The following is an 18,471-nucleotide window of genomic DNA, read 5'->3' on the forward strand; positions in this document are numbered from 1 at the left end:
TGTGAGTCTGCAATGTCCGAAAAACGCCCCGTCGTCGTCGATCTCCGCTTTGCGCGCGAAAGCGTCGTCAAAGCGCTTCGCTTAGCCTTCCCCGATCGTCCGGTTATCGACATGGGCGACCCGGCGAATGCAGACCGCGATCTCTCGGATGCCGAATTCGCCGTGGTCTGGAAACCGGATCCGGCCCTCTTTCGTTGTGCGACCGGGCTCAAGGCGATCTTCTCCGGCGGTGCCGGCGTCGATCACATCCTCTCGGCCTATGAGTTGCCGGACCTGCCCATTGTTCGTTTCGTCGATCGCAGCCTGACGGACCGCATGAGTGAATGGGTCGTCTGGCAATGTCTCCATCATCTGCGCAACGGTATCGCCTATGCCGGCCAGCAGCAGGATTGCGTCTGGCACGAGATTGCCGATCAACCGGAAGCTCGCGATGTCACGGTCGGCGTCATGGGCCTCGGGGTCTTGGGGGCTGATGCCGTTCACAAGCTCAAGATCATCGGCTTCGATGTCATAGGCTGGTCCCGTCGCGAGAAAGAGATCGACGGCGTCGAAACTTTCGACGCAAAGGGGCTCGACGCCTTCCTCGGTCGCACCGATATCCTGGTCGGCCTTCTGCCGCTGACGGACGACACGCGCGGCATCTACGACCGCGCTCTGTTTTCCAGGCTGCGTCGCTCCGGCCCCCTGGGCGGTCCAATCTTTCTCAATGCCGGTCGCGGCGGCAGCCAGAAGGAAGCTGAGCTGGTCGAATCCCTCAAGGACGGCACCCTGAAGGCAGCGTCACTCGATGTGTTCGAAAAGGAGCCGCTCGATCGTGACAGCCCGCTTTGGTCGATGCCGAACGTGATCGTCACTCCCCATGCCGCTGCCGCCTCCGATGTACGTGCGCTCTTCCGCCACGCTGAGGCGCAGATCGCTCGGCTCGAGGCTGGCAAGCCGCTTGAATTCGTTGTCGATCGTACCGCTGGCTACTAGCCGCCCGAGAATTGCGGGAACAAACCCGGCTGAGCTCCCGTTTCCCATGAGAATTCGCGCCTTGCGCGCCTCAGGACACAAGGGAGCAACCAAATGAGCAGCCGAACCGATCTTCCCGACACGACAGACCGTCGCACACGCGGCCTGCAGCCGGAACCCATGACGCCGACCGAGGCGCGTCAGGGTTTTAAAGGCAAACCGGTCCTCATCGTGCTGCTCGGCGGGCTGATCCTCGCCATGCTCGTCTGGATCCCGGCCGAATGGTGGGGCAATTCGATTGCGCCGAGCGAACCGGCCAACCAGCCGGTCGAGCAGACGGCCCCGTCGCCGAGCGAGAACAACGGCCAGGGTCAGGTCGTACCGGACTCCAGCCCTACCCCCAGCCAGTAACGCGGTTCAATCTCCCGGAGAGCGGTATAATGGCGCTCTCTGGACATTCCCCCGGTGATTGCCGATAACTGCAGCGGAAACGGCCGAAGCATTTCGGCTGTCCCCCGTAGTCCCCCTGCGGATGGCAAGGCAGTCGATCATGACCAAGACAGATATCGCGACCAGGGTTTACAACCACGCCTGGAAGCTCGATCCCATCATCCGCAGCCTGATCGACACGGACTTCTACAAACTGCTGATGCTCCAGATGATCTGGAAGCTCTATCCCCAGGTGAACGCAACCTTCACGCTGATCAATCGCACGACCTCGGTCAGACTCGCCGATGAGATCGATGAACAGGAACTGCGGGACCAACTTGATCATGTTCGCTCGCTGCGGTTGACCAAGAAGGAAATGATCTGGCTAGCGGGTAACACGTTTTACGGTCGCGCCCAGATCTTCGAGCCTGAATTCCTCGCCTGGCTCGGCAATCTCCAGCTCCCCGAATACGAACTCTCCAAGCGGGACGGCCAATACGAATTGACCTTCCACGGCTCCTGGATGGAAACGACGCTGTGGGAAATTCCAGCGCTTGCCATCATCAACGAGCTGCGCTCACGGGCTGCCATGCGCTCCCTCGGCTATTTCACCCTTGACGTGCTCTATGCGCGTGCCAAGGCAAAGATGTGGTCCAAGGTCGAGCGCCTCCGCGAACTGCCAGGTCTGCGCATTTCCGATTTCGGCACCCGTCGTCGACACAGCTTCCTTTGGCAGCGCTGGTGCGTCGAAGCCCTGAAGGAGGGTATCGGCCCGGCCTTCACCGGCACGAGCAATGTGTTGCTCGCGATGGATTCCGATCTCGAAGCCGTCGGGACAAATGCCCATGAACTGCCGATGGTCGTCGCAGCCTTGGCAGAGACCGATGAGCAACTGGCCGCAGCCCCCTATCAGGTTCTGAAAGACTGGAATCGCCTCTATGGCGGCAATCTGCTGATTGTCCTGCCGGATGCTTACGGCACCACGTCCTTTCTTCAGCATGCACCGGAATGGGTCGCCGACTGGACCGGTTTCCGACCAGACAGTGCGCCGCCGATCGAAGGCGGCGAGAAGATCATCGAATGGTGGAAGAAAATGGGCCGGGATCCGCGCAAGAAGCTCCTGATCTTCTCGGACGGTCTGGACGTCGATGCGATCATCGACACCTACCGCCACTTTGCCGGTCGCGTTCGCATGTCCTTCGGCTGGGGGACCAATCTCACCAATGACTTCGCCGGCTGCGCGCCTGTGGAGATTGCCGGTCTGAAGCCGATTTCCATCGTCTGCAAGGTTTCGGAAGCCAACGGCCGCCCGGCAGTCAAGCTTTCCGACAATCCGCGCAAGGCGACCGGCGATCCGGAGGAAGTCGAGCGTTACCTCCGCTTCTTCGGCTCCCAGGACCGCGTCGAGCAGGCCGTTCTTGTCTGACCTTCGGTTACGCTGATGCTTTAGCAGTCTTGCATCCGCCGCCTTCGCCATGCAGTCTGAGGGCTGCGGGAGGGAGCCCGCAATCCGCAAGGGAGGACGACCGGATGGACATGCAAGGCAGCGAGCGCATTGAAGCGCCGGTGGAAACCGTATGGCGTGCGCTGAACGATCCCGAAATCCTCAGGCAGTCCATTCCGGGCTGCGAAAGCCTGGAAAAGACCTCTGACAGTCAGATGGCCGCCAAGGTCGTTCTGAAGATCGGGCCGATCAAGGCAAAGTTCGAAGGGGCCGTCGAGCTGCACAATCTGAATCCGCCGTATTCCTACACGATATCAGGCGAAGGGAAGGGCGGTCTGGCCGGTTTTGCCAAGGGTGGTGCAGATGTGACCCTGACACCGGAAGAGGACGGAGCGACTTTGCTCACTTATACGGTAAAGGCCGAGGTCGGCGGCAAGATCGCCCAGCTGGGTAGCCGTCTGATTGAATCGACCTCCAAGAAGCTTGCAGGTGAGTTCTTCTCGAACTTCAATTCCGCAGTCACCGGCGGCGTAGAGACAGACGCTTGACGGATGATGCAGGATCGGGTGAAAGCCCGGCACAAGGAAGCGGCGGCATCGTGGAACCAGCCGAGATGATTCGGCCTTAAGGGGACATGATGATGAACGAAGGACCTGATCAGTATTTCGAGCAGCAGGATATGGCGATCAAGCTGATGCTTCTCGAGAACAAATCCGACGAACTGACGGACATCCTGGTTGAAGCGCTGCAGGATGCGTTGAAGCTCCTGGAAGAAGAGCTCACGACCGTCCACTGATAGTGACCTGTCTGTCGATCAGAACCTGTCGGAGACCTGGATCCCGGCGGGCCCCAGAATGACGGCGATCAGCACCGGCAGAAAGAACAGGATCATCGGAACGGTGAGCTTCGGCGGAAGGGCTGCTGCCTTTTTCTCCGCTTCGTTCATGCGCTCGTCGCGCCCCTCTTGTGCAAGCACGCGCAGAGCTTGCGCGACAGGCGTGCCGTATCGGTCGGCCTGGATGAGGGCCTGAACGACGTTCTTGACACCGTCGAGCTGCGTTCGTGTGCCTAGATTTTCGAGCGCCTGGCGGCGGTCGGGAAGAAACGAAAGTTCGGCCGTGGTCAGCACCATTTCCTCGGCAAGCTCGGGCGATTGCTCGCCGATTTCGTCCGAGACGCGCCGCATCGCCGCTTCCAGCGAGATACCCGATTCCACGCAGATCAGCATCAGATCCAGCGCATCCGGCCAGGCGCGCTTGATTGACTGCTGACGTTTTGTGATGCGGTTCGAAATGTAAATGTTCGGCAGGTAAAAGCCGAGATAGCCGCCGAGAATGGTGACGAACAGACGAACCGGCAGCGCCTTTTCGGCCAGATTGCCGAGCACGAAGATCCAGAAGGCCGTAAGTGCGAGCGTTGCGAACGGCAACAGGAAACGCGCCAGCAGGAACATGTTCAGCGCGTTCTGCGACCGAAGACCCGCCGCCTTCAGCTTGTCCACCGTGGTGTCATCCACCAGGGCTTTACGCAGGTTGAAGCGTTCGACGATGTCACGGACGGACTTGTTGTTGGTCGTGCGCAGCGATGCCCGTCCCTGTGCGGCGTCGGAATTCAGCTTGGCGCGCTCGCGCGCCCGGATGAGGTCACGCTCGGTCGACACGGCCCGCATGCGTTTGTTGAGATCGCCCCGCTCCAGATATGGCATGGCAATGGTGTAGAACGTCCCGAACACCGCAAGCGCCACCAGGACGGCGATGATCAGTGCCGGATCGGTCACTTGTGCAGCCCAGTCTTCGGTCATCCCACCAGCCCCTCAAATCTCGAAATTGATCATGTTGCGCATGACCAGCAGACCGATACTCATCCAGACCGCAGAAATCCCGAGGATCAGGTGGCCGCGCGAATCGGTGAACAGGATCGTGATGTAGCCGGGGGACGTGATGTAGACGAGAAACGCCACGATGAAGGGCAGGGCGCCGATGATCGCGGCCGATGCCTTCGCTTCCATCGAAAGCGCGTTGACCTTGGCTTTCATCTTCTTGCGGTCGCGCAACACGCGCGAGAGATTGGCGAGCGCTTCGGACAGGTTGCCGCCGGCCTGACCCTGGATCGCAATGACGATGGCAAAGAAGCTGACTTCCGAGAGCGGCATGGTCTGCTGCATGCGGGCAACGGAGTCTGCGACGCTGAGGCCCAGCTGCTGCGATTCGACGATGCGGCGGAACTCGGTCTTGACCGGTTCCTGGCCATCGGAGGCAATCATCCGGATTGCGTCGTTGAGCGGCAGACCCGATCGGATCGAGCGCACCATCACGTCGAGCGAATTGGGGAATTCCTCCAGAAACTTCTTCTGTCGGCGGCCCACGAGGAAGCCGACGATCCAGCGCGGCAAACCGAGACCGGCAACGATGGCGGCGCCGACGATCACAAGGATCGGCATCCCGGCGAGGAAAGTCATCGCGAGGACAACGATGCCAAGAACGCCGCTCAAGACGTAGAACTGGGTGAGTGAAACCGAAAGGCCGGATTGCACCAGCTTGGCCTTCATGCTTGCGGCATTGGCCTTCTTGGTCTTTTCCTGTTGCTGCTTCTTCTCGAGTTCCTTGAGCGAATCCTGAACCGATTTGCGGCGCTTCGAGATCTCCTGCACGCGATCGCGTGCGGCCTTCATCTGCGCCGTGTCCGTTTCCGCCGATCGCACCCTGTTGATACGGGTCGCGGTTTTCTTGTCCGTTTCGATCCGGGAATAGAGCACCCCATAGGCGATCGCGCCTGTCGAAACGGCGGCGAGGAGGACGATGGCCAGGATGGTGGGATCGATGCCGAACATGGTGATCAGATCCCCTTGGACTTCTGTTCCATGGCGTCGAGTGCTGCCGCCAGGCGACGATCTTCGTTGTAGTAGCGAGCGCGATCCCAGAAATGCGGCTTGCCGATCCCGGTCGACATGTGCCGGCCGATGATCTTGCCAGCAGCGTCTTCGCCGTCGATTTCGTAGCGCATCAGGTCCTGGGTGATGATCACATCCCCTTCCATCCCGATCACCTCGGTGATGTGGGTGATGCGACGTGAACCGTCGCGCAGGCGCGCCGCCTGAATGATCACGTCGATCGATCCGGAGATGATTTCGCGTACGGTCTTGGCCGGCAGCGAAAAGCCGCCCATGGCGATCATCGATTCCATACGGCTGAGGCACTCGCGCGGCGTGTTGGCGTGGATGGTGCCCATCGATCCGTCGTGACCCGTGTTCATCGCCTGCAACAGGTCGAAGACTTCGGGTCCGCGCACTTCACCGACGATGATGCGTTCGGGACGCATACGCAGGCAGTTCTTGACGAGGTCACGCATGGTGATCTCGCCTTCGCCTTCGATGTTCGGCGGACGGGTTTCCAGGCGCACCACATGCGGCTGCTGCAGCTGCAGTTCGGCCGTGTCTTCGCAAGTGATGATGCGCTCGTCAGTGTCGATGAAGCCCGTCAGGCAGTTCAGCAGCGTCGTCTTACCCGAGCCGGTACCACCTGAGATGACTACGTTGCAGCGGACGCGCCCGATGATCTGCAGCACTTCTGCACCTTCGGGCGTAATCGCGCCGAACTTGACCAGCTGGGCAAGGTTCAGCTTGTCCTTCTTGAACTTACGAATGGTGAGCGCCGGACCGTCGATCGCGAGCGGCGGTGCAATCACGTTGACACGCGATCCGTCGGGAAGGCGGGCGTCGCAGATCGGGCTCGACTCATCGACGCGACGCCCGACCTGGCTGACGATGCGCTGGCAGATCGAGAGGAGCTGCGAATTGTCGCGGAACCGGATCTCGGACTCGATCGTCTTGCCACCGACTTCGATGAAGGTCTGGCCGGCACCGTTGACCATGATGTCGGCGATGTCGTCGCGGGCCAGAAGCGGTTCGAGCGGACCGTAGCCCAGAACGTCGTTGCAGATGTCGTCGAGCAGCTCTTCCTGCTCCGAGATCGACATCGCGAAGTTCTTGATCGTGATGATGTCGTTGACGATGTCGCGGATTTCTTCGCGCGCGCTTTCGCCATCGAGCTTGGCGAGCTGCGACAGATCGATCGTGTCGATCAGTGCCGAGAAGACCTGGCTCTTGGTGTCGTAATAGTCCTCTGTCCGCGGCGGCTTCTTGCGGCCGGGCGTCTGCATCGAAGGCGGTGTCACCTGCTGACGTGTGCTGACTTCCGGGCTGCCGGGTTCGATGAGCGTGCTGGAGCGTGCCGCGGGCGCAGCAGCAGACGGCTGTGTCGGGATCGTGCCGACGCCCGCCCCGCCCTTGCCGAAACCGTCGTTTCCGCGTTTGCCAAACATGAGCTCTACCTGTTCCTGTTAGCGGTCTACTTCTTGCGCAGCTTTTCGATGAACGAGCCGAGACCCGCCTTCTTGGGTTTTTTGATCGTGGCACGGCCCGTGACGAGATGTGCGAGCTGCGAGAACGTCTCCGCCGTCGGCGATTTGCCATCCATCTCGCTGATCATCCGGCCGCTATTGGCAGCGGTGCCGAAAAGCTGGGCGTCGAACGGGATGATTGCGACCGGATCGAGCTCGAGCGGTTCGAAGAAGTCTGCTGGCGCGATCTCCGGCCGCTTCGGCATGCCCACCTGGTTGAGGATGAGATGCGGCGCCTTGTCCTGCGGTCTCAGCTTTTTCAAGGCATCGATCATGTTCTTCATGTTGCGCAGATTGGCGAGGTCCGGCGCGCAGGTGATAACGATCTCGTCGACGTCAGAAAGCACCGCACGGGTCCAGTCGGCCCAGGTATGCGGCAAGTCGAGCACCGTCACGGGAGCGCTCCGCTGCAAAACGTCGAGGATCGGCTGGAAGGCGCCGCGCTCGTAGTCGTAACCGCGGTCGAGCATCGACGGGGCTGCGAGCAGCGAAAGGTTCTGCCCGCATTTGGTCAGCAGTCGGTCGAGAAAGACTTCGTCGAGACGCTCAGGCGAAAACACGGCTTCCGCCATGCCCTGGGCCGGATCCTGGTCGAAGTCGATATTCGCGGTACCGAAGGGCAGATCGAGGTCGGCAAGCACCGTTTCGGTCGAAAACAGCGACGAAATGCCGAAGGCGCAGTTATGCGCAATGGTCGAGGACCCCACGCCGCCCTTGGCGCCGATGAAGGCGATGCTGCGGCCGAGCGGCTCGGCCTCCGGATCGACGAAGATCGAGGCGATGGAACTCATCATGTCGGCCATGGTGAAGGGCGCCACGATGTATTCGGAAATGCCGTTACGGATCAGTTCGCGGTAGAGCGCGATATCGTTGTGCCGGCCGACGAGGATCACCCGCGAGCTCGGATCGCAGACTTGGGCCAGCGGTGCCAGCTCCGTCATCAGGTCGCGCGGTCCCGCGTCTGTTTCCAGAATGATGAGGTTCGGCGTCGGCGTCGAGGAGAACATGTTCGCTGCTGCGGCGATATTGCCATGCGTGATACGCATGCTGACACGCGCCATGCGTCGGTCGCCGGCGCATTGCTCCATCGTCCGATGCACGCCGTCGCTGATGCAGAAGGCATGGATCGAGATGCGCGGCAACGGACGCAGGCTTTCGACGTCGCCCGCGATCACGCTCTCGGAAGCGCTACGATATCCCTCGTTGGATTCGCCGATGTCATAGTCGATCGCGTTCATGCTCTCATCCTGTCCTCTTGGACCGCAGTCACATCAATTCGTGGAGGTGTCGCTGCCCTGGCGATAAAGTCCGATCACGGTCGAGCGCCTGGTGGCGTCGATCGGAGCCATGTCGCGGGGGGTGACGAGATCCATCGGATTGGCGATTTGTTCGGCGAGGTTGCTCTGCGTCGCGCAGCCGAAATTGTGATAGTTCTTGTTGCTGAAGGTGTTGTTCTGCAGGTCCTCCGGCCATTCGCCGCAGGGATTGGTCATCGCGGTGATCGCGACATAGCTGATCCTGACAGGGGCCGCATTGCTGTTGGCTTCTGCCTGATACGACGTTTCGATGATCTTGTTGGCAGCAACGCCCCGCGTGGTCAGAACATGGCGGATCTGCTTGCGCATGGCCGACGCCGCGCCGGAATTTGGTGAGCCATGCGGCACCAAGACCTGGATCGTGCCCGTCGACGCCGACAGATAGTCTGCGGCAAATCCGGCGATCGAATCCTGCACGCCAACCGTCAGCGACCGGTCGCCCGAGGCGATCGGAACGTCGAGCGTGTGTTCCACTTCGCTCAGCATGATCGGATGTCGCGTACGGTAGTCGTCGGGGATAGCGGACGTTGTCATCCGGTCCTTCGTGCTGCCGCAGCCGGAAAGCGCGACGGCTGTTCCGACAACGAGGCCGGCAAGGACGATACGCTGGAATGAATGACCCACTGATGCCATGGCTGGCCGACTTTCCCTAACTTGACGCGTCGAATGTTTCATCACGATCCTCACGCCGTTCACTTGTAGATGAAGCCGACAGCGCCATGATATTGGCCGGTCGGTTGGTTGTTCTCGCGGCGGCCATAGACCTTGTTCACCTTGTTCAGGAAGAAGGTCGCGCCGTCGTTCTCGGGGTTGAAGTTGTCATCCGGTCGCGACAGGGCACCGCGTGCAACGGGCCGCACCAGATAGGGCGTCGCGATGATCACGAGTTCCGTTTCGTTGCGCTGGAAGTCCTTGCTACGGAACAGCGTGCCGAGAACGGGTACCTTGGAAAGCCCGGGCAGCCCGGACATCGCCTGGCGAATATTGTCCTGAACGAGACCGGCAATCACGATCGAGCCACCGGACGGCAGTTCGACCGTCGTTGAGGCTTCACGCTTGCGGATCGAAAGGAAGGTCGAGCCCGGGACCTGATTGAGAACGTTGCCCGTGACCTGCGAGGATTCCCAGGTCGGCTCGGAGACATTGGTCTCGATCTGTAGGCTGATACGACCGGGCGCCAGAACGACCGGACGGAAGTTCAATTCGATGCCGTAGTCGATGCTTTGCGTCGTGCGTTCGATGGAAGTGCCTTCTTCGTCGCTCGACACCTCCTGCGGTCCGGCAAGCCGGAATTCGCCGCCGACGTAGAACTTTGCGGGCTCGCCCGAAATTGCGGTTAGGCTCGGCTCGGCCAGCGTGCGCATGACGCCGGCCTGCTCCATGGCATTGATGTAGGTATTGAGCCCGAGGCCGCCGATGCCAGCAGAAATCGTAGCCGTCCCTGTCGGATCGATGGCATTGCCGAGGTTCGACGGATTGGCATAGCTGATGCCGGTCGATCCGTCGGAGATGCTGCCCGAGAAACCAAGCTGCTTCAGCACCTGCCGGCTGACTTCTGCCACGGTGACCTTCAGGGTCACCTGATCCTCGCCCTCGATGGTCAGGAGGTTGACGATCTGTGATGTCTGTCTCTGTTCGGCATAGATCGCGACGGCGCCGTCGCCGCTGCTCTCGCTTGTCGCGGTCGTGTTGCGGGTGGTCGCTTCACCGCCCTTAAGGAAAGCTTCCGCAAGGCTCGCTGCGCGAGATGCATCCTGCGGGGTACGCACGCTGCCGGTCAGGACGATGTTGTCGGAGACGATTTCGACCTTGATGTCGGATTCTGGAATGAAGCGGCGCAGATTGGTTTCAAGACCCGAGATGTCGCGCTCGATCTGGATATCCAGGCTGACGATCTCCTCGCCATTGGCGCCGAAGATGAAGATATTGGTCTGACCGACCATCTTGCCGAACAGATAGATTCGGCGCGACGAGCGCGTCACAGCATCGGCCATGACCGGATCTGCGACCAGGATGTCGTGTGCATCTGCGGGTAGGTCGACAACCAGCGCCTTGTTGAGGCCGAGCTTTACCGCCCGGCGAGCGCCGGGACCGGAATTGGTAATGCGCAGGACCGTCTGCTGGGCCGCTTCCGCTGCAGGCACCATGGATCCGTGGTCAAGAAAGGAGCTCGGAGCACCTGTGATCGCCATGGCAAAGGCGATGCTTGCGGTCAGCGATACCTTCAGTTTGTGTGTCAGACTGGCCACGATGGGTCTCCACTCATTGCATGGAATTGGCGGTCGATGAGGTCGACTTGACCACCTCGCCAGACTTGATGACCTGGATGGTCGGCTGACCGTCTCCGCCGCTGAGCAGATGGTCGGCAGCCGACGTGTCTTCTTCCTGCGCGTCGGCGACCGAACGCAGGGCGAGCGACAGGCGGTCTGCCATCTGTTGTGCCACTGCGATGACCTTGGTCTGGTCCGGGGTCAGTTCGAGGGTTGCCGTCGTGCCAATGACGGATTTGGAGCCATCTGGCGCTTCCGCAATCTGCTGGTCGATCGCCAGGACGCGAACATTGGAGAGGATGGTCTCCGTCAGGAAATTGTCTTCCTCACCCTTGCGGACCATGATCACGTCGACGCGGTCGTTCGGCAGGATGAAACCACCGGCGCCGGTTGCCACCGAAATCTCGGTCGAGACGGCCCGCTTGCCGGAGGGCAGGAGTGCCGAGAGAATACGGGAAGAGGAATCGGCAATCTTTTCACGCCGCAGCGGCTCGCCTTCGAAGACGGGCAGGCGAACGACGACGCCGGACAGCTCGGCGATGGCATCCGGCCGCGTCGACGATGTGATGAAGCCATCCACCACGCTGCCTTCCGGCCAGGCCATCCAGCGCATGGAGTTTTCGTCGAGGCGCGCACCGACCGGAAGGTTCGCCGCTGAGACGAGCACCTCGACGGTCGGCTCCTTCTCCACGACGGCATCCTGCACGATCACGGTCTGGTTGCCGCTGAGCCGCATGGCAAGCAGACCGGCCATACCGGCAGCCACGACGGCGACAGCGAGTATGATGAGGCGGGCGGGTTTCATGATCGATCCTCGGGCGACGCAATAGGTTCTACCGGCAAGGTTGATCAGGAATTGGTGTACTTATGGTTAATGACCCGCTTACATTTGTAGTTAACGGAAGGTTTCTTCAGTCCCCGTCAGAGCGCATTCTGAATGGCTGAAACTACAAGCGGTGAATTTGGATAGGCCAGCAGACCTGCTCCGCCGATCGCAATCGCGTAAGGGATTTTCTTTGCGACCATCAAAGTTTGCGGAAGTCGGACGCCAACGGTCGCGAGCTTGTCCCAATTGGCACGCAAGAGCATGATCAGGATGGTCAGCACACCGCCGAGATATCCCGTATAGACGATAAACTCGAAGAGCGAATGGTTGAAACCGAACCAGAGCGCCGCAGCCGTCAAGAGCTTGGCATCGCCGCCGCCCATGACATTGAGCGCAAAGAGAGCGAAACATCCCAAGAATACCAGCAGACCCGCCGCCAGATGCCAGCCGAGCTCGATCACGGTCAATCCGCTGAACGGAGCAATCAGGACGAAGGCACCGATCAGCAGGAGTGAGATCCAGTTCGGGATCGTCATCTCCAGAAAATCTGTGAGGGCTGCCAGAACCAGGCAGGCTGGAAGCACGATAAATACGATCGCTGAATACATGGCCGCTACTCCTCGTCAGCCGAGATACCCGATTTGTGTTGAAATTCCGGAAACGGACATCCCGCTAATTTTGAAAGTGCTGAAAATGCAAAAAGGCCGCCCGAATAGGCGGCCTTCAAACTCTTCGTTACGCCACTCTTAGTTGGCGTCTCGGGCACCTTCCATCTGTTCAGAGACGTTCTGGAACGTGTCGTTCAGAGCGCCGCCGAGGGTCGTCGCGCCGGTGATCAGGGCGACCGAGATGAGGGCGGCGATAAGGCCGTATTCGATTGCGGTTGCGCCGGACTCGTCCTTGACGAAACGTGCGAAAAGCTTGGTCATGTTATTTCTCCTACTCCGCGAGGTTGATCAGCACTGCCGGCAACTGTTTGCCGTTGCTCGGATGTCGCCAACCTAAGCGGCGGCCTATTGCCATCGGCTTAAGAAAAACGGTTACCGGATCGTGAAACGGCGCAAGCCTCCGGTGTGGTAAATGAATGCTGGCTTCGAACGATAAGATACCGCCCATCTCAGTCAAAACAGCCCATAAGCGGGAGCTTCTCCGCTCTTGTGCCGGGTCCGGCATTGCGAGGCCCTCCTCGTTGCGAGCAAATGTTAACGCATCTCCTCGCCATGCTGCCCCCGAATGGCACACATTCGACCAATGCGCCGCTCGAGCCGGTGGCAAATTTCGATAACAGAGTCGGACGGGTGCTCTGTCTGGGGCTCCAGAAATGCACTTAACCCTTCATTCACCAAAAGCCGGCATGCTTCCGGCAACATCCTCACGCGCGTATCCAAAGGCACGTTCATGTCCGATCGTCTTCTTGCTGCCGCCGCCGCCATGACCATGGTCCTGGCCACGCTCTCGTCAGCAACCGTTGTGCATGCGCAAGATGAAGGTATCCTGCGCGTCTATATGAACAGCGCCCGCGTGCTGAAGCTGGATCGCCCGGTGAGCAAAGTGATCGTCGGCAATGCCGAAGTTGCCGATGCGACCGTTGCCGACGCACGCACCATCGTTCTGACAGGCCGTTCCTACGGCACGACAAACCTTGTCCTGCTGGATGCCGACGGCAATGCCATCCTCGACGAACGCATCCTCGTATCGATCGACGAGGCCAGCACTGTGCGAGTGTTCAAGTCCACCGCGCGCACCGTTCTCTCCTGCACGCCGAATTGCGAAGAACACGCAAAGACCGGCTCTACGCCGTAATACTCTTGAGTTTCGCCTTCAGACGGCGTGGCAAAGTGTAAATATTCGGGAAACGGAAAATCAATATTTGGCTCGTAGCTTCTCCTGACCTTTGAGGATGAAAAAGGCTATGACCTGCCAGGATATCGATCGAGATCATCGGATTGAGCGCCGCAGACCACGCTTCCGGCTGTGGCGCAAGCTTGCGCGTTCGAAAGACGGCGCAGCAGCGATCGAATTCGCGATCCTTGCCGTTCCCTATTTCCTCATCATCTTCGCGATCATCGAAACCTTCGTGGCGTTCGCTGCAGAGCAGCTGGTGACCAATGCGGTCAACACGCTGGGCCGGCAGATCCGCACCGGACAGATCACCTATCAGATGAACCGCCCTGCCACGGACATGGATGTCACCAAGTTCCGCGAGGCGTTCTGTGACGAAGTGAACATCATGATCCAATGCTCGGCGGAGGAAATCGCAACTCCGAGCAAGCTCTATATCGATGCTCGGACCTTCCCCGCGTTTGCGGACATCCCGAATACCATTCCGCGTGTCTCGACGGCCAGCTTCGCGGACATCGACCCAACGAGCTTTAAGTTTGAGCCGGGAGGTCCGGACACAGTCAACATGCTGCGCGCTTATTATCGCTGGCAAGTGATCACCGATCTCGTCCGCCCCTTCATCACGACCATCAGACCCGCTGATGGATCGCTGCCATCGGACTTCCTGATCGTCGCAACCACCGCCTTCCAGAACGAGAAGTATCCATGATCGTGAGCGGCAGAGGTAAATCCGCGCTGAGACGAAGCGTCACCAGCCTTCGCCAGGGTGGCCTCGGCCTTATCGGCAGTTTGAAGCGCCTGACTGGCGACAGACAGGGCGTCGGTGGGGTCGAGTTCGCGATCATCGCGCCGATGCTGATCGTGCTCTATCTGATGGCATTCGAGCTCACCATGGGCTTGAGCGTTGCCAAGAAGACGTCGATGGCAAGCAGTACGATTGCAGACCTCGTTTCGCGCGAAGATAGAGTCGACAAGGCATTCCTTGCGGGTATGGCGGATGTCTCCGGTGCAATCTATGTGCCCTATCCGTCCAAGGATCTTCTGATCAATGTCAGCGCGATCCACATAGATTCCTCGAACGAGGCGAAGGTCTTGTGGTCCTGGTCGACCACAGGCGTCGCCCCCTATGCTGCCGGCGCCGATGCACCCGTGCCGGCCGATATGCGTGTCGCAAATACCTACCTTGTCCGCAGCGAACTCAGCGTCAGCCACGAACTCATGATGTATCTGCCGGGCCTGTCGGGCGCGGAAGCCAAGAACCTCACCATCGCGCGGGAATACTACTTCCGCCAACGCCTCGACACCGAAATCGAATGCAGAGACTGCTGATCTGAGGCGTTTGCCAAGCCTTCGTTCAGGCGCTAAGGATGCGCTCGAAGGCCGGCAGAACAATAGACCAGACCCGGCCGTGGTGTTCACATGGCACGTGCTTTCCTTTTCGTTCTCGATTCCTTCGGTATCGGCGGCGCCCCCGATGCGCCCGCCTATGGTGATCATGGCTCCGATACGCTCGGCCATATCGCCGAGTTCTGTGCTGCCGGCGCCGGCAATCGCAAGGGGCTGCGGAATGGACCGCTGATCCTGCCGAACATGTCGGCACTCGGCCTCATCGAGGCCGCTAGGCTCGCCACCGGCAAGGCGCCCGACGGCATGGCCGTCCCCGAGCGGGTCTTCGGCCTGCATGGTGCGGCAAGCGAAGTCTCGCACGGCAAGGACACGCCCTCCGGTCACTGGGAAATCGCCGGCACGCCCGTGATGTTCGACTGGGGCTATTTTCCGGAAGGCGAAGAAGCCTTCCCGGCAGATCTGGTGGAAGCGATCTGTCGCGAAGCGAACCTGCCGGGCATCCTCGGCAATTGCCATGCATCCGGCACCGAGGTCATCGCCCGCTTCGGCGAGGAGCATGTCCGCACCGGCAAGCCGATTTGCTACACCTCAAGCGATTCCGTCTTCCAGATCGCCGCCCACGAAGTCCATTTCGGCCTCGAACGCCTGCTCGAACTGTGCCAGATCGTCCGCAAGCTGCTGGACCCCTTGAACATCGGCCGCGTTATCGCTCGCCCCTTCATCGGCGAAACCGTCCAGACCTTCGAACGCACCGGCAATCGTCGCGACTATTCCGTCCTGCCACCCGAACCCACGTTGCTTGACCGCCTGGTAGACGCCGGCCGTAAGGTCCATGCCGTCGGCAAGATTGGCGATATCTTCGCCCATCAGGGTGTCTCCCGTATCATCAAGGCCAATGGCAACATGGCGCTGATGGACGCGACGCTGAAGGTCATGGACGAGGCCGAAGACGGCGATCTCGTCTTCACCAATTTCGTCGATTTCGACATGCTCTTCGGTCATCGGCGCGACGTGCCGGGTTACGCCGCAGCGCTCGAAGCCTTCGACCGCCGCCTGCCGGAAGTTCACCGCAAGCTGAAGCCGGGAGACATGGTTTTGATGACGGCCGATCACGGCTGCGATCCCACCTGGCGCGGCACCGACCACACCCGCGAGCGCGTGCCGATCATGTGCTTCGGCCCCGGCGTGCGCTCGCGCAACATCGGTGTGCGCAACACCTATGCCGATATCGGCGAAACCATCGCGGCGCATTTAGGGTTAGCGCCTGGCCGCCACGGACGGAGCTTCCTGTGACGAAACGACTGAAGAAAGCCGAACTGCACTGTCATATCGAGGGTGCGGCGCCGCCGGCACTGGCACTCGCCCAGGCCGAGAAATACGGCGTGGACCCCGCGACCTTCATGCGCGACGGCGCCTATGGCTGGAGCGATTTCGCCGAGTTCATCAAGGCCTATGACCGTGTGGCGGCGCTCTTCCGCACGGAAGAGGACTATGCGCTCCTGACCGAGACCTATCTGCGCGAGCTTGCGGCCGTCGACACGATCTACAGCGAGATCATCGTCTCGCCTGACCATGGCGACCGCATCGGTCTCGGCGCCGACACCTATCTCTCCGGCATCACCGCCGGCATTGAGGCCGCCAAGGCGGCGACTGGCATCGAGGCCCGCATCATCGTCACCGGCGAACGCCATTTCGGCCCGGAAAGCGTCATTGCCGCTGCCGAATATGCCGCCCGCAGCAACAATCCGCTGGTCACGGGCTTCAACATGGCTGGCGAGGAGCGCATGGGCCGCGTAGCGGATTACGCACGCGCCTTCGACATCGCCCGTGACGCGGGTCTCGGCCTCACCATCCATGCCGGCGAAGTCTGCGGCGCTTTCAGCGTCACCGATGCCCTCGATCTCGTCAAACCCGCTCGCATTGGCCACGGCGTGCGCGCCATCGAGGATCCCGAGCTTGTCAGCCGCCTGGTCGATCTTGGCACCGTGCTGGAAGTCTGCCCGGGCTCCAACATCGCGCTCAAGGTCTTCCCCGACTTCGCCAGCCATCCTCTCAGGAAATTCCATGAAGCTGGTGTGAAGGTTTGTATCAATTCCGACGATCCGCCCTTCTTCGGTACATCGCTTGCCCAGGAATACGACTGGGCATCGAGCGAATTCGGCTTTACCGATGCCGAGATCGACGGCATGACGCGAACAGCCATCGAGGCCGCTTTCGTCGACGAGGCGACGCGAGCGCGGCTTCTCGCCCGGTTGTGACACCGCAACTGTTGAAGACCGGCCAAAAAGCGGCATCGCTCTTGCGGGCGTCCAAGAGAACGTGAAAATAGAAGCACCTCAGAAAACAAGAAAAGAAGGCTCGACCATGGACGGCGTAACAGTCATCGATCACCCCCTCGTGCAGCACAAGCTGACGATCATGCGCCGCAAGGAAACGTCGACCTCGAGCTTCCGTCGGCTGCTGCGCGAAATCTCGACGCTCCTCTGCTACGAAGTGACCCGCGATCTCGAACTCACCATGGAGACGATCGAGACGCCGCTCACCGAGATGCAGTCGCCGATCCTCGAGGGCAAGAAGCTGGTCTTCGCCTCGATCCTACGCGCCGGCAACGGCCTCCTGGAAGGCATGCTGGAACTGGTGCCGGCCGCCCGCGTCGCCCATGTCGGCGTCTACCGCGACCACGAGACGCTGCAGGCCGTCGAATACTACTTCAAGGCACCCGATGCCCTGTCGGAACGCCTGATCATCGTCGTTGATCCGATGCTGGCAACCGGCAATTCCTCGATCGCGGCGATCGAGAAGCTGAAGGAGCGCGGCGCGAAGAACATTCGCTTCCTCTGCCTGCTGGCTGCCCCCGAAGGCATCAAGAACTTCCACGCCGCCCATCCCGATGTGCCGATCTTCACCGCGTCGATCGACAGCCACCTGAACGAAAAGGGCTACATCATGCCCGGCCTCGGCGATGCCGGCGACCGTATGTACGGAACGAAGTGATTTCTTAACCAGATCGCAAGCTTTGACGGCCCGAAACTCCGGTTTAGGGCCGTTTTGCCTGGTCCCTTATCCAATTTCTGATCAGCCACTGCTACCATCCGGTCGATCCACGGGGATTTCAGATGTTCGCTCGCACGCTGTTCACAGTCATGATGCTCGCCTTGTCCGCCAGCCAATGGCCGACGATCGCGGAGACGGTTCAGGCCATGCTGGACGAGCGCGAGACGGCCGAACCCGCTGCCGTCGTTGCCGAGCCTGCCGCAGCGGCTCCCTCCGGCCAGACGGTTCTTTCGATGGGTCGCGACGGGCACTACTCGGGGACGTTCAAGATGAATGGCAAGCCGATCGACGCCATGGTCGATACTGGCGCCTCCAGGGTGGCGATCAATGTCTCGACCGCCCGCCGCCTCGGGTTCAGCCCGGCAGTGCTCGATTTCCGTTATCAGGTGAGAACTGCGAACGGCTTGACCAAGGCTGCATACGTGACGCTAGACCGGGTCGAGGTCGGCAGTATCCGGGTGCATAACGTCGAAGCCGTCGTTCTGGGTGACGAGGCGCTCTCTTCCACGCTTGTCGGCATGAGCTTCATGACAAAACTCAGGTCCTATACGGCGGAGAAACGCACGCTGCGGATGATCCAGTGAGGTTTTC

At 60.5% G+C, this 18,471-nt stretch carries 21 protein-coding genes; 12 read left to right on the plus strand and 9 right to left on the minus strand.

All coding sequences use genetic code 11. The annotated features are described in order from the left end of the window. The first annotated feature begins 12 nt into the window (after nt 1-12). From BW978_RS00810 to BW978_RS23470, 5 genes are all read left to right on the plus strand, one after another. The gene (locus tag BW978_RS00810; protein WP_076391342.1) at nt 13-975 is read left to right on the plus strand and encodes a 2-hydroxyacid dehydrogenase; all 963 of its coding nucleotides are present in this window, start codon (nt 13-15) and stop codon (nt 973-975) included. 93 nt (nt 976-1,068) lie between these two features. Continuing rightward, nucleotides 1,069-1,365 carry a hypothetical protein gene (locus BW978_RS00815; RefSeq protein ID WP_076391344.1) on the plus strand — a complete coding sequence of 99 codons (297 nt, stop codon included), beginning with the start codon at nt 1,069-1,071 and terminating at the stop codon, nt 1,363-1,365. Between the two features lie 139 nt (nt 1,366-1,504). Next, nucleotides 1,505-2,809, plus strand: coding sequence for a nicotinate phosphoribosyltransferase (gene pncB, locus BW978_RS00820; RefSeq protein ID WP_076393086.1), 1,305 nt, complete (start codon nt 1,505-1,507; stop codon nt 2,807-2,809). A gap of 104 nt (nt 2,810-2,913) precedes the next feature. Then, on the plus strand, nt 2,914-3,375 hold the full coding sequence (locus BW978_RS00825) for an SRPBCC family protein (RefSeq protein WP_076391346.1): 462 nt from the start codon (nt 2,914-2,916) through the stop codon (nt 3,373-3,375). Nucleotides 3,376-3,467: 92 nt separating this feature from the next. Further along, nucleotides 3,468-3,623, plus strand: coding sequence for a hypothetical protein (locus BW978_RS23470; protein ID WP_175616830.1), 156 nt, complete (start codon nt 3,468-3,470; stop codon nt 3,621-3,623). Between the two features lie 18 nt (nt 3,624-3,641). On the opposite strand, the gene BW978_RS00830 is transcribed toward BW978_RS23470, so the two are convergent. The 9 genes from BW978_RS00830 to BW978_RS00870 form a co-directional block, all read right to left on the minus strand. Next, complete coding sequence (locus BW978_RS00830) at nt 3,642-4,628, minus strand: type II secretion system F family protein (RefSeq protein ID WP_076391348.1); 987 nt, start codon at nt 4,626-4,628, stop codon at nt 3,642-3,644. A gap of 12 nt (nt 4,629-4,640) precedes the next feature. Next, nucleotides 4,641-5,657: a type II secretion system F family protein gene (locus BW978_RS00835; RefSeq protein WP_076391350.1), complete on the minus strand. Its 1,017-nt coding sequence runs from the start codon at nt 5,655-5,657 to the stop codon at nt 4,641-4,643. Between the two features lie 5 nt (nt 5,658-5,662). Next, nucleotides 5,663-7,147, minus strand: coding sequence for a TadA family conjugal transfer-associated ATPase (locus tag BW978_RS00840; RefSeq protein WP_076391352.1), 1,485 nt, complete (start codon nt 7,145-7,147; stop codon nt 5,663-5,665). A 26-nt stretch (nt 7,148-7,173) separates the two neighbouring features. Beyond that, nucleotides 7,174-8,463: a CpaE/TadZ family protein gene (locus tag BW978_RS00845; RefSeq protein WP_076391354.1), complete on the minus strand. Its 1,290-nt coding sequence runs from the start codon at nt 8,461-8,463 to the stop codon at nt 7,174-7,176. 33 nt (nt 8,464-8,496) lie between these two features. Further along, the gene (locus tag BW978_RS00850; protein ID WP_076391356.1) at nt 8,497-9,174 is read right to left on the minus strand and encodes a CpaD family pilus assembly protein; all 678 of its coding nucleotides are present in this window, start codon (nt 9,172-9,174) and stop codon (nt 8,497-8,499) included. 59 nt (nt 9,175-9,233) lie between these two features. Next, nucleotides 9,234-10,733, minus strand: coding sequence for a type II and III secretion system protein family protein (locus BW978_RS00855; protein ID WP_076393088.1), 1,500 nt, complete (start codon nt 10,731-10,733; stop codon nt 9,234-9,236). A 70-nt stretch (nt 10,734-10,803) separates the two neighbouring features. Beyond that, on the minus strand, nt 10,804-11,616 hold the full coding sequence (gene cpaB, locus BW978_RS00860; RefSeq protein ID WP_076391358.1) for a Flp pilus assembly protein CpaB: 813 nt from the start codon (nt 11,614-11,616) through the stop codon (nt 10,804-10,806). Nucleotides 11,617-11,732: 116 nt separating this feature from the next. Next, nucleotides 11,733-12,245 (minus strand): A24 family peptidase, encoded by a 513-nt coding sequence (locus BW978_RS00865; RefSeq protein WP_076391360.1) that lies wholly within the window; start codon nt 12,243-12,245, stop codon nt 11,733-11,735. Between the two features lie 138 nt (nt 12,246-12,383). Next, nucleotides 12,384-12,566, minus strand: coding sequence for a Flp family type IVb pilin (locus BW978_RS00870; RefSeq protein WP_076391362.1), 183 nt, complete (start codon nt 12,564-12,566; stop codon nt 12,384-12,386). Between the two features lie 502 nt (nt 12,567-13,068). Between BW978_RS00870 and BW978_RS00880 the strand changes: the two genes are divergently transcribed. The 7 genes from BW978_RS00880 (at nt 13,069) to BW978_RS00910 (ending at nt 18,464) form a co-directional block, all read left to right on the plus strand. Next, a complete protein-coding gene (locus BW978_RS00880) occupies nt 13,069-13,440 on the plus strand; it encodes a pilus assembly protein N-terminal domain-containing protein (protein WP_244551894.1) in 372 nt (123 codons plus the stop codon). A 109-nt stretch (nt 13,441-13,549) separates the two neighbouring features. Then, nucleotides 13,550-14,188: a TadE/TadG family type IV pilus assembly protein gene (locus BW978_RS00885; RefSeq protein ID WP_076391368.1), complete on the plus strand. Its 639-nt coding sequence runs from the start codon at nt 13,550-13,552 to the stop codon at nt 14,186-14,188. Further along, nucleotides 14,185-14,808 (plus strand): TadE/TadG family type IV pilus assembly protein, encoded by a 624-nt coding sequence (locus BW978_RS00890; protein WP_083697458.1) that lies wholly within the window; start codon nt 14,185-14,187, stop codon nt 14,806-14,808. Before BW978_RS00885 ends, BW978_RS00890 begins: the two co-directional genes overlap by 4 nt. A 90-nt stretch (nt 14,809-14,898) precedes the next feature. Beyond that, nucleotides 14,899-16,119 carry a phosphopentomutase gene (locus BW978_RS00895; RefSeq protein ID WP_076391370.1) on the plus strand — a complete coding sequence of 407 codons (1,221 nt, stop codon included), beginning with the start codon at nt 14,899-14,901 and terminating at the stop codon, nt 16,117-16,119. Beyond that, the gene (locus tag BW978_RS00900; RefSeq protein ID WP_076391372.1) at nt 16,116-17,084 is read left to right on the plus strand and encodes an adenosine deaminase; all 969 of its coding nucleotides are present in this window, start codon (nt 16,116-16,118) and stop codon (nt 17,082-17,084) included. The genes BW978_RS00895 and BW978_RS00900 overlap by 4 nt, the downstream gene beginning before the upstream one ends. 106 nt (nt 17,085-17,190) lie before the next feature. Next, nucleotides 17,191-17,820: a uracil phosphoribosyltransferase gene (gene upp, locus BW978_RS00905; protein WP_006725188.1), complete on the plus strand. Its 630-nt coding sequence runs from the start codon at nt 17,191-17,193 to the stop codon at nt 17,818-17,820. Nucleotides 17,821-17,942: 122 nt separating this feature from the next. Further along, nucleotides 17,943-18,464 carry a TIGR02281 family clan AA aspartic protease gene (locus BW978_RS00910; protein ID WP_076391374.1) on the plus strand — a complete coding sequence of 174 codons (522 nt, stop codon included), beginning with the start codon at nt 17,943-17,945 and terminating at the stop codon, nt 18,462-18,464. Nucleotides 18,465-18,471: the final 7 nt, after the last annotated feature.

The sequence above is a fragment of the Rhizobium sp. RU33A genome, from assembly GCF_900156055.1.
GTDB lineage: Bacteria > Pseudomonadota > Alphaproteobacteria > Rhizobiales > Rhizobiaceae > Allorhizobium.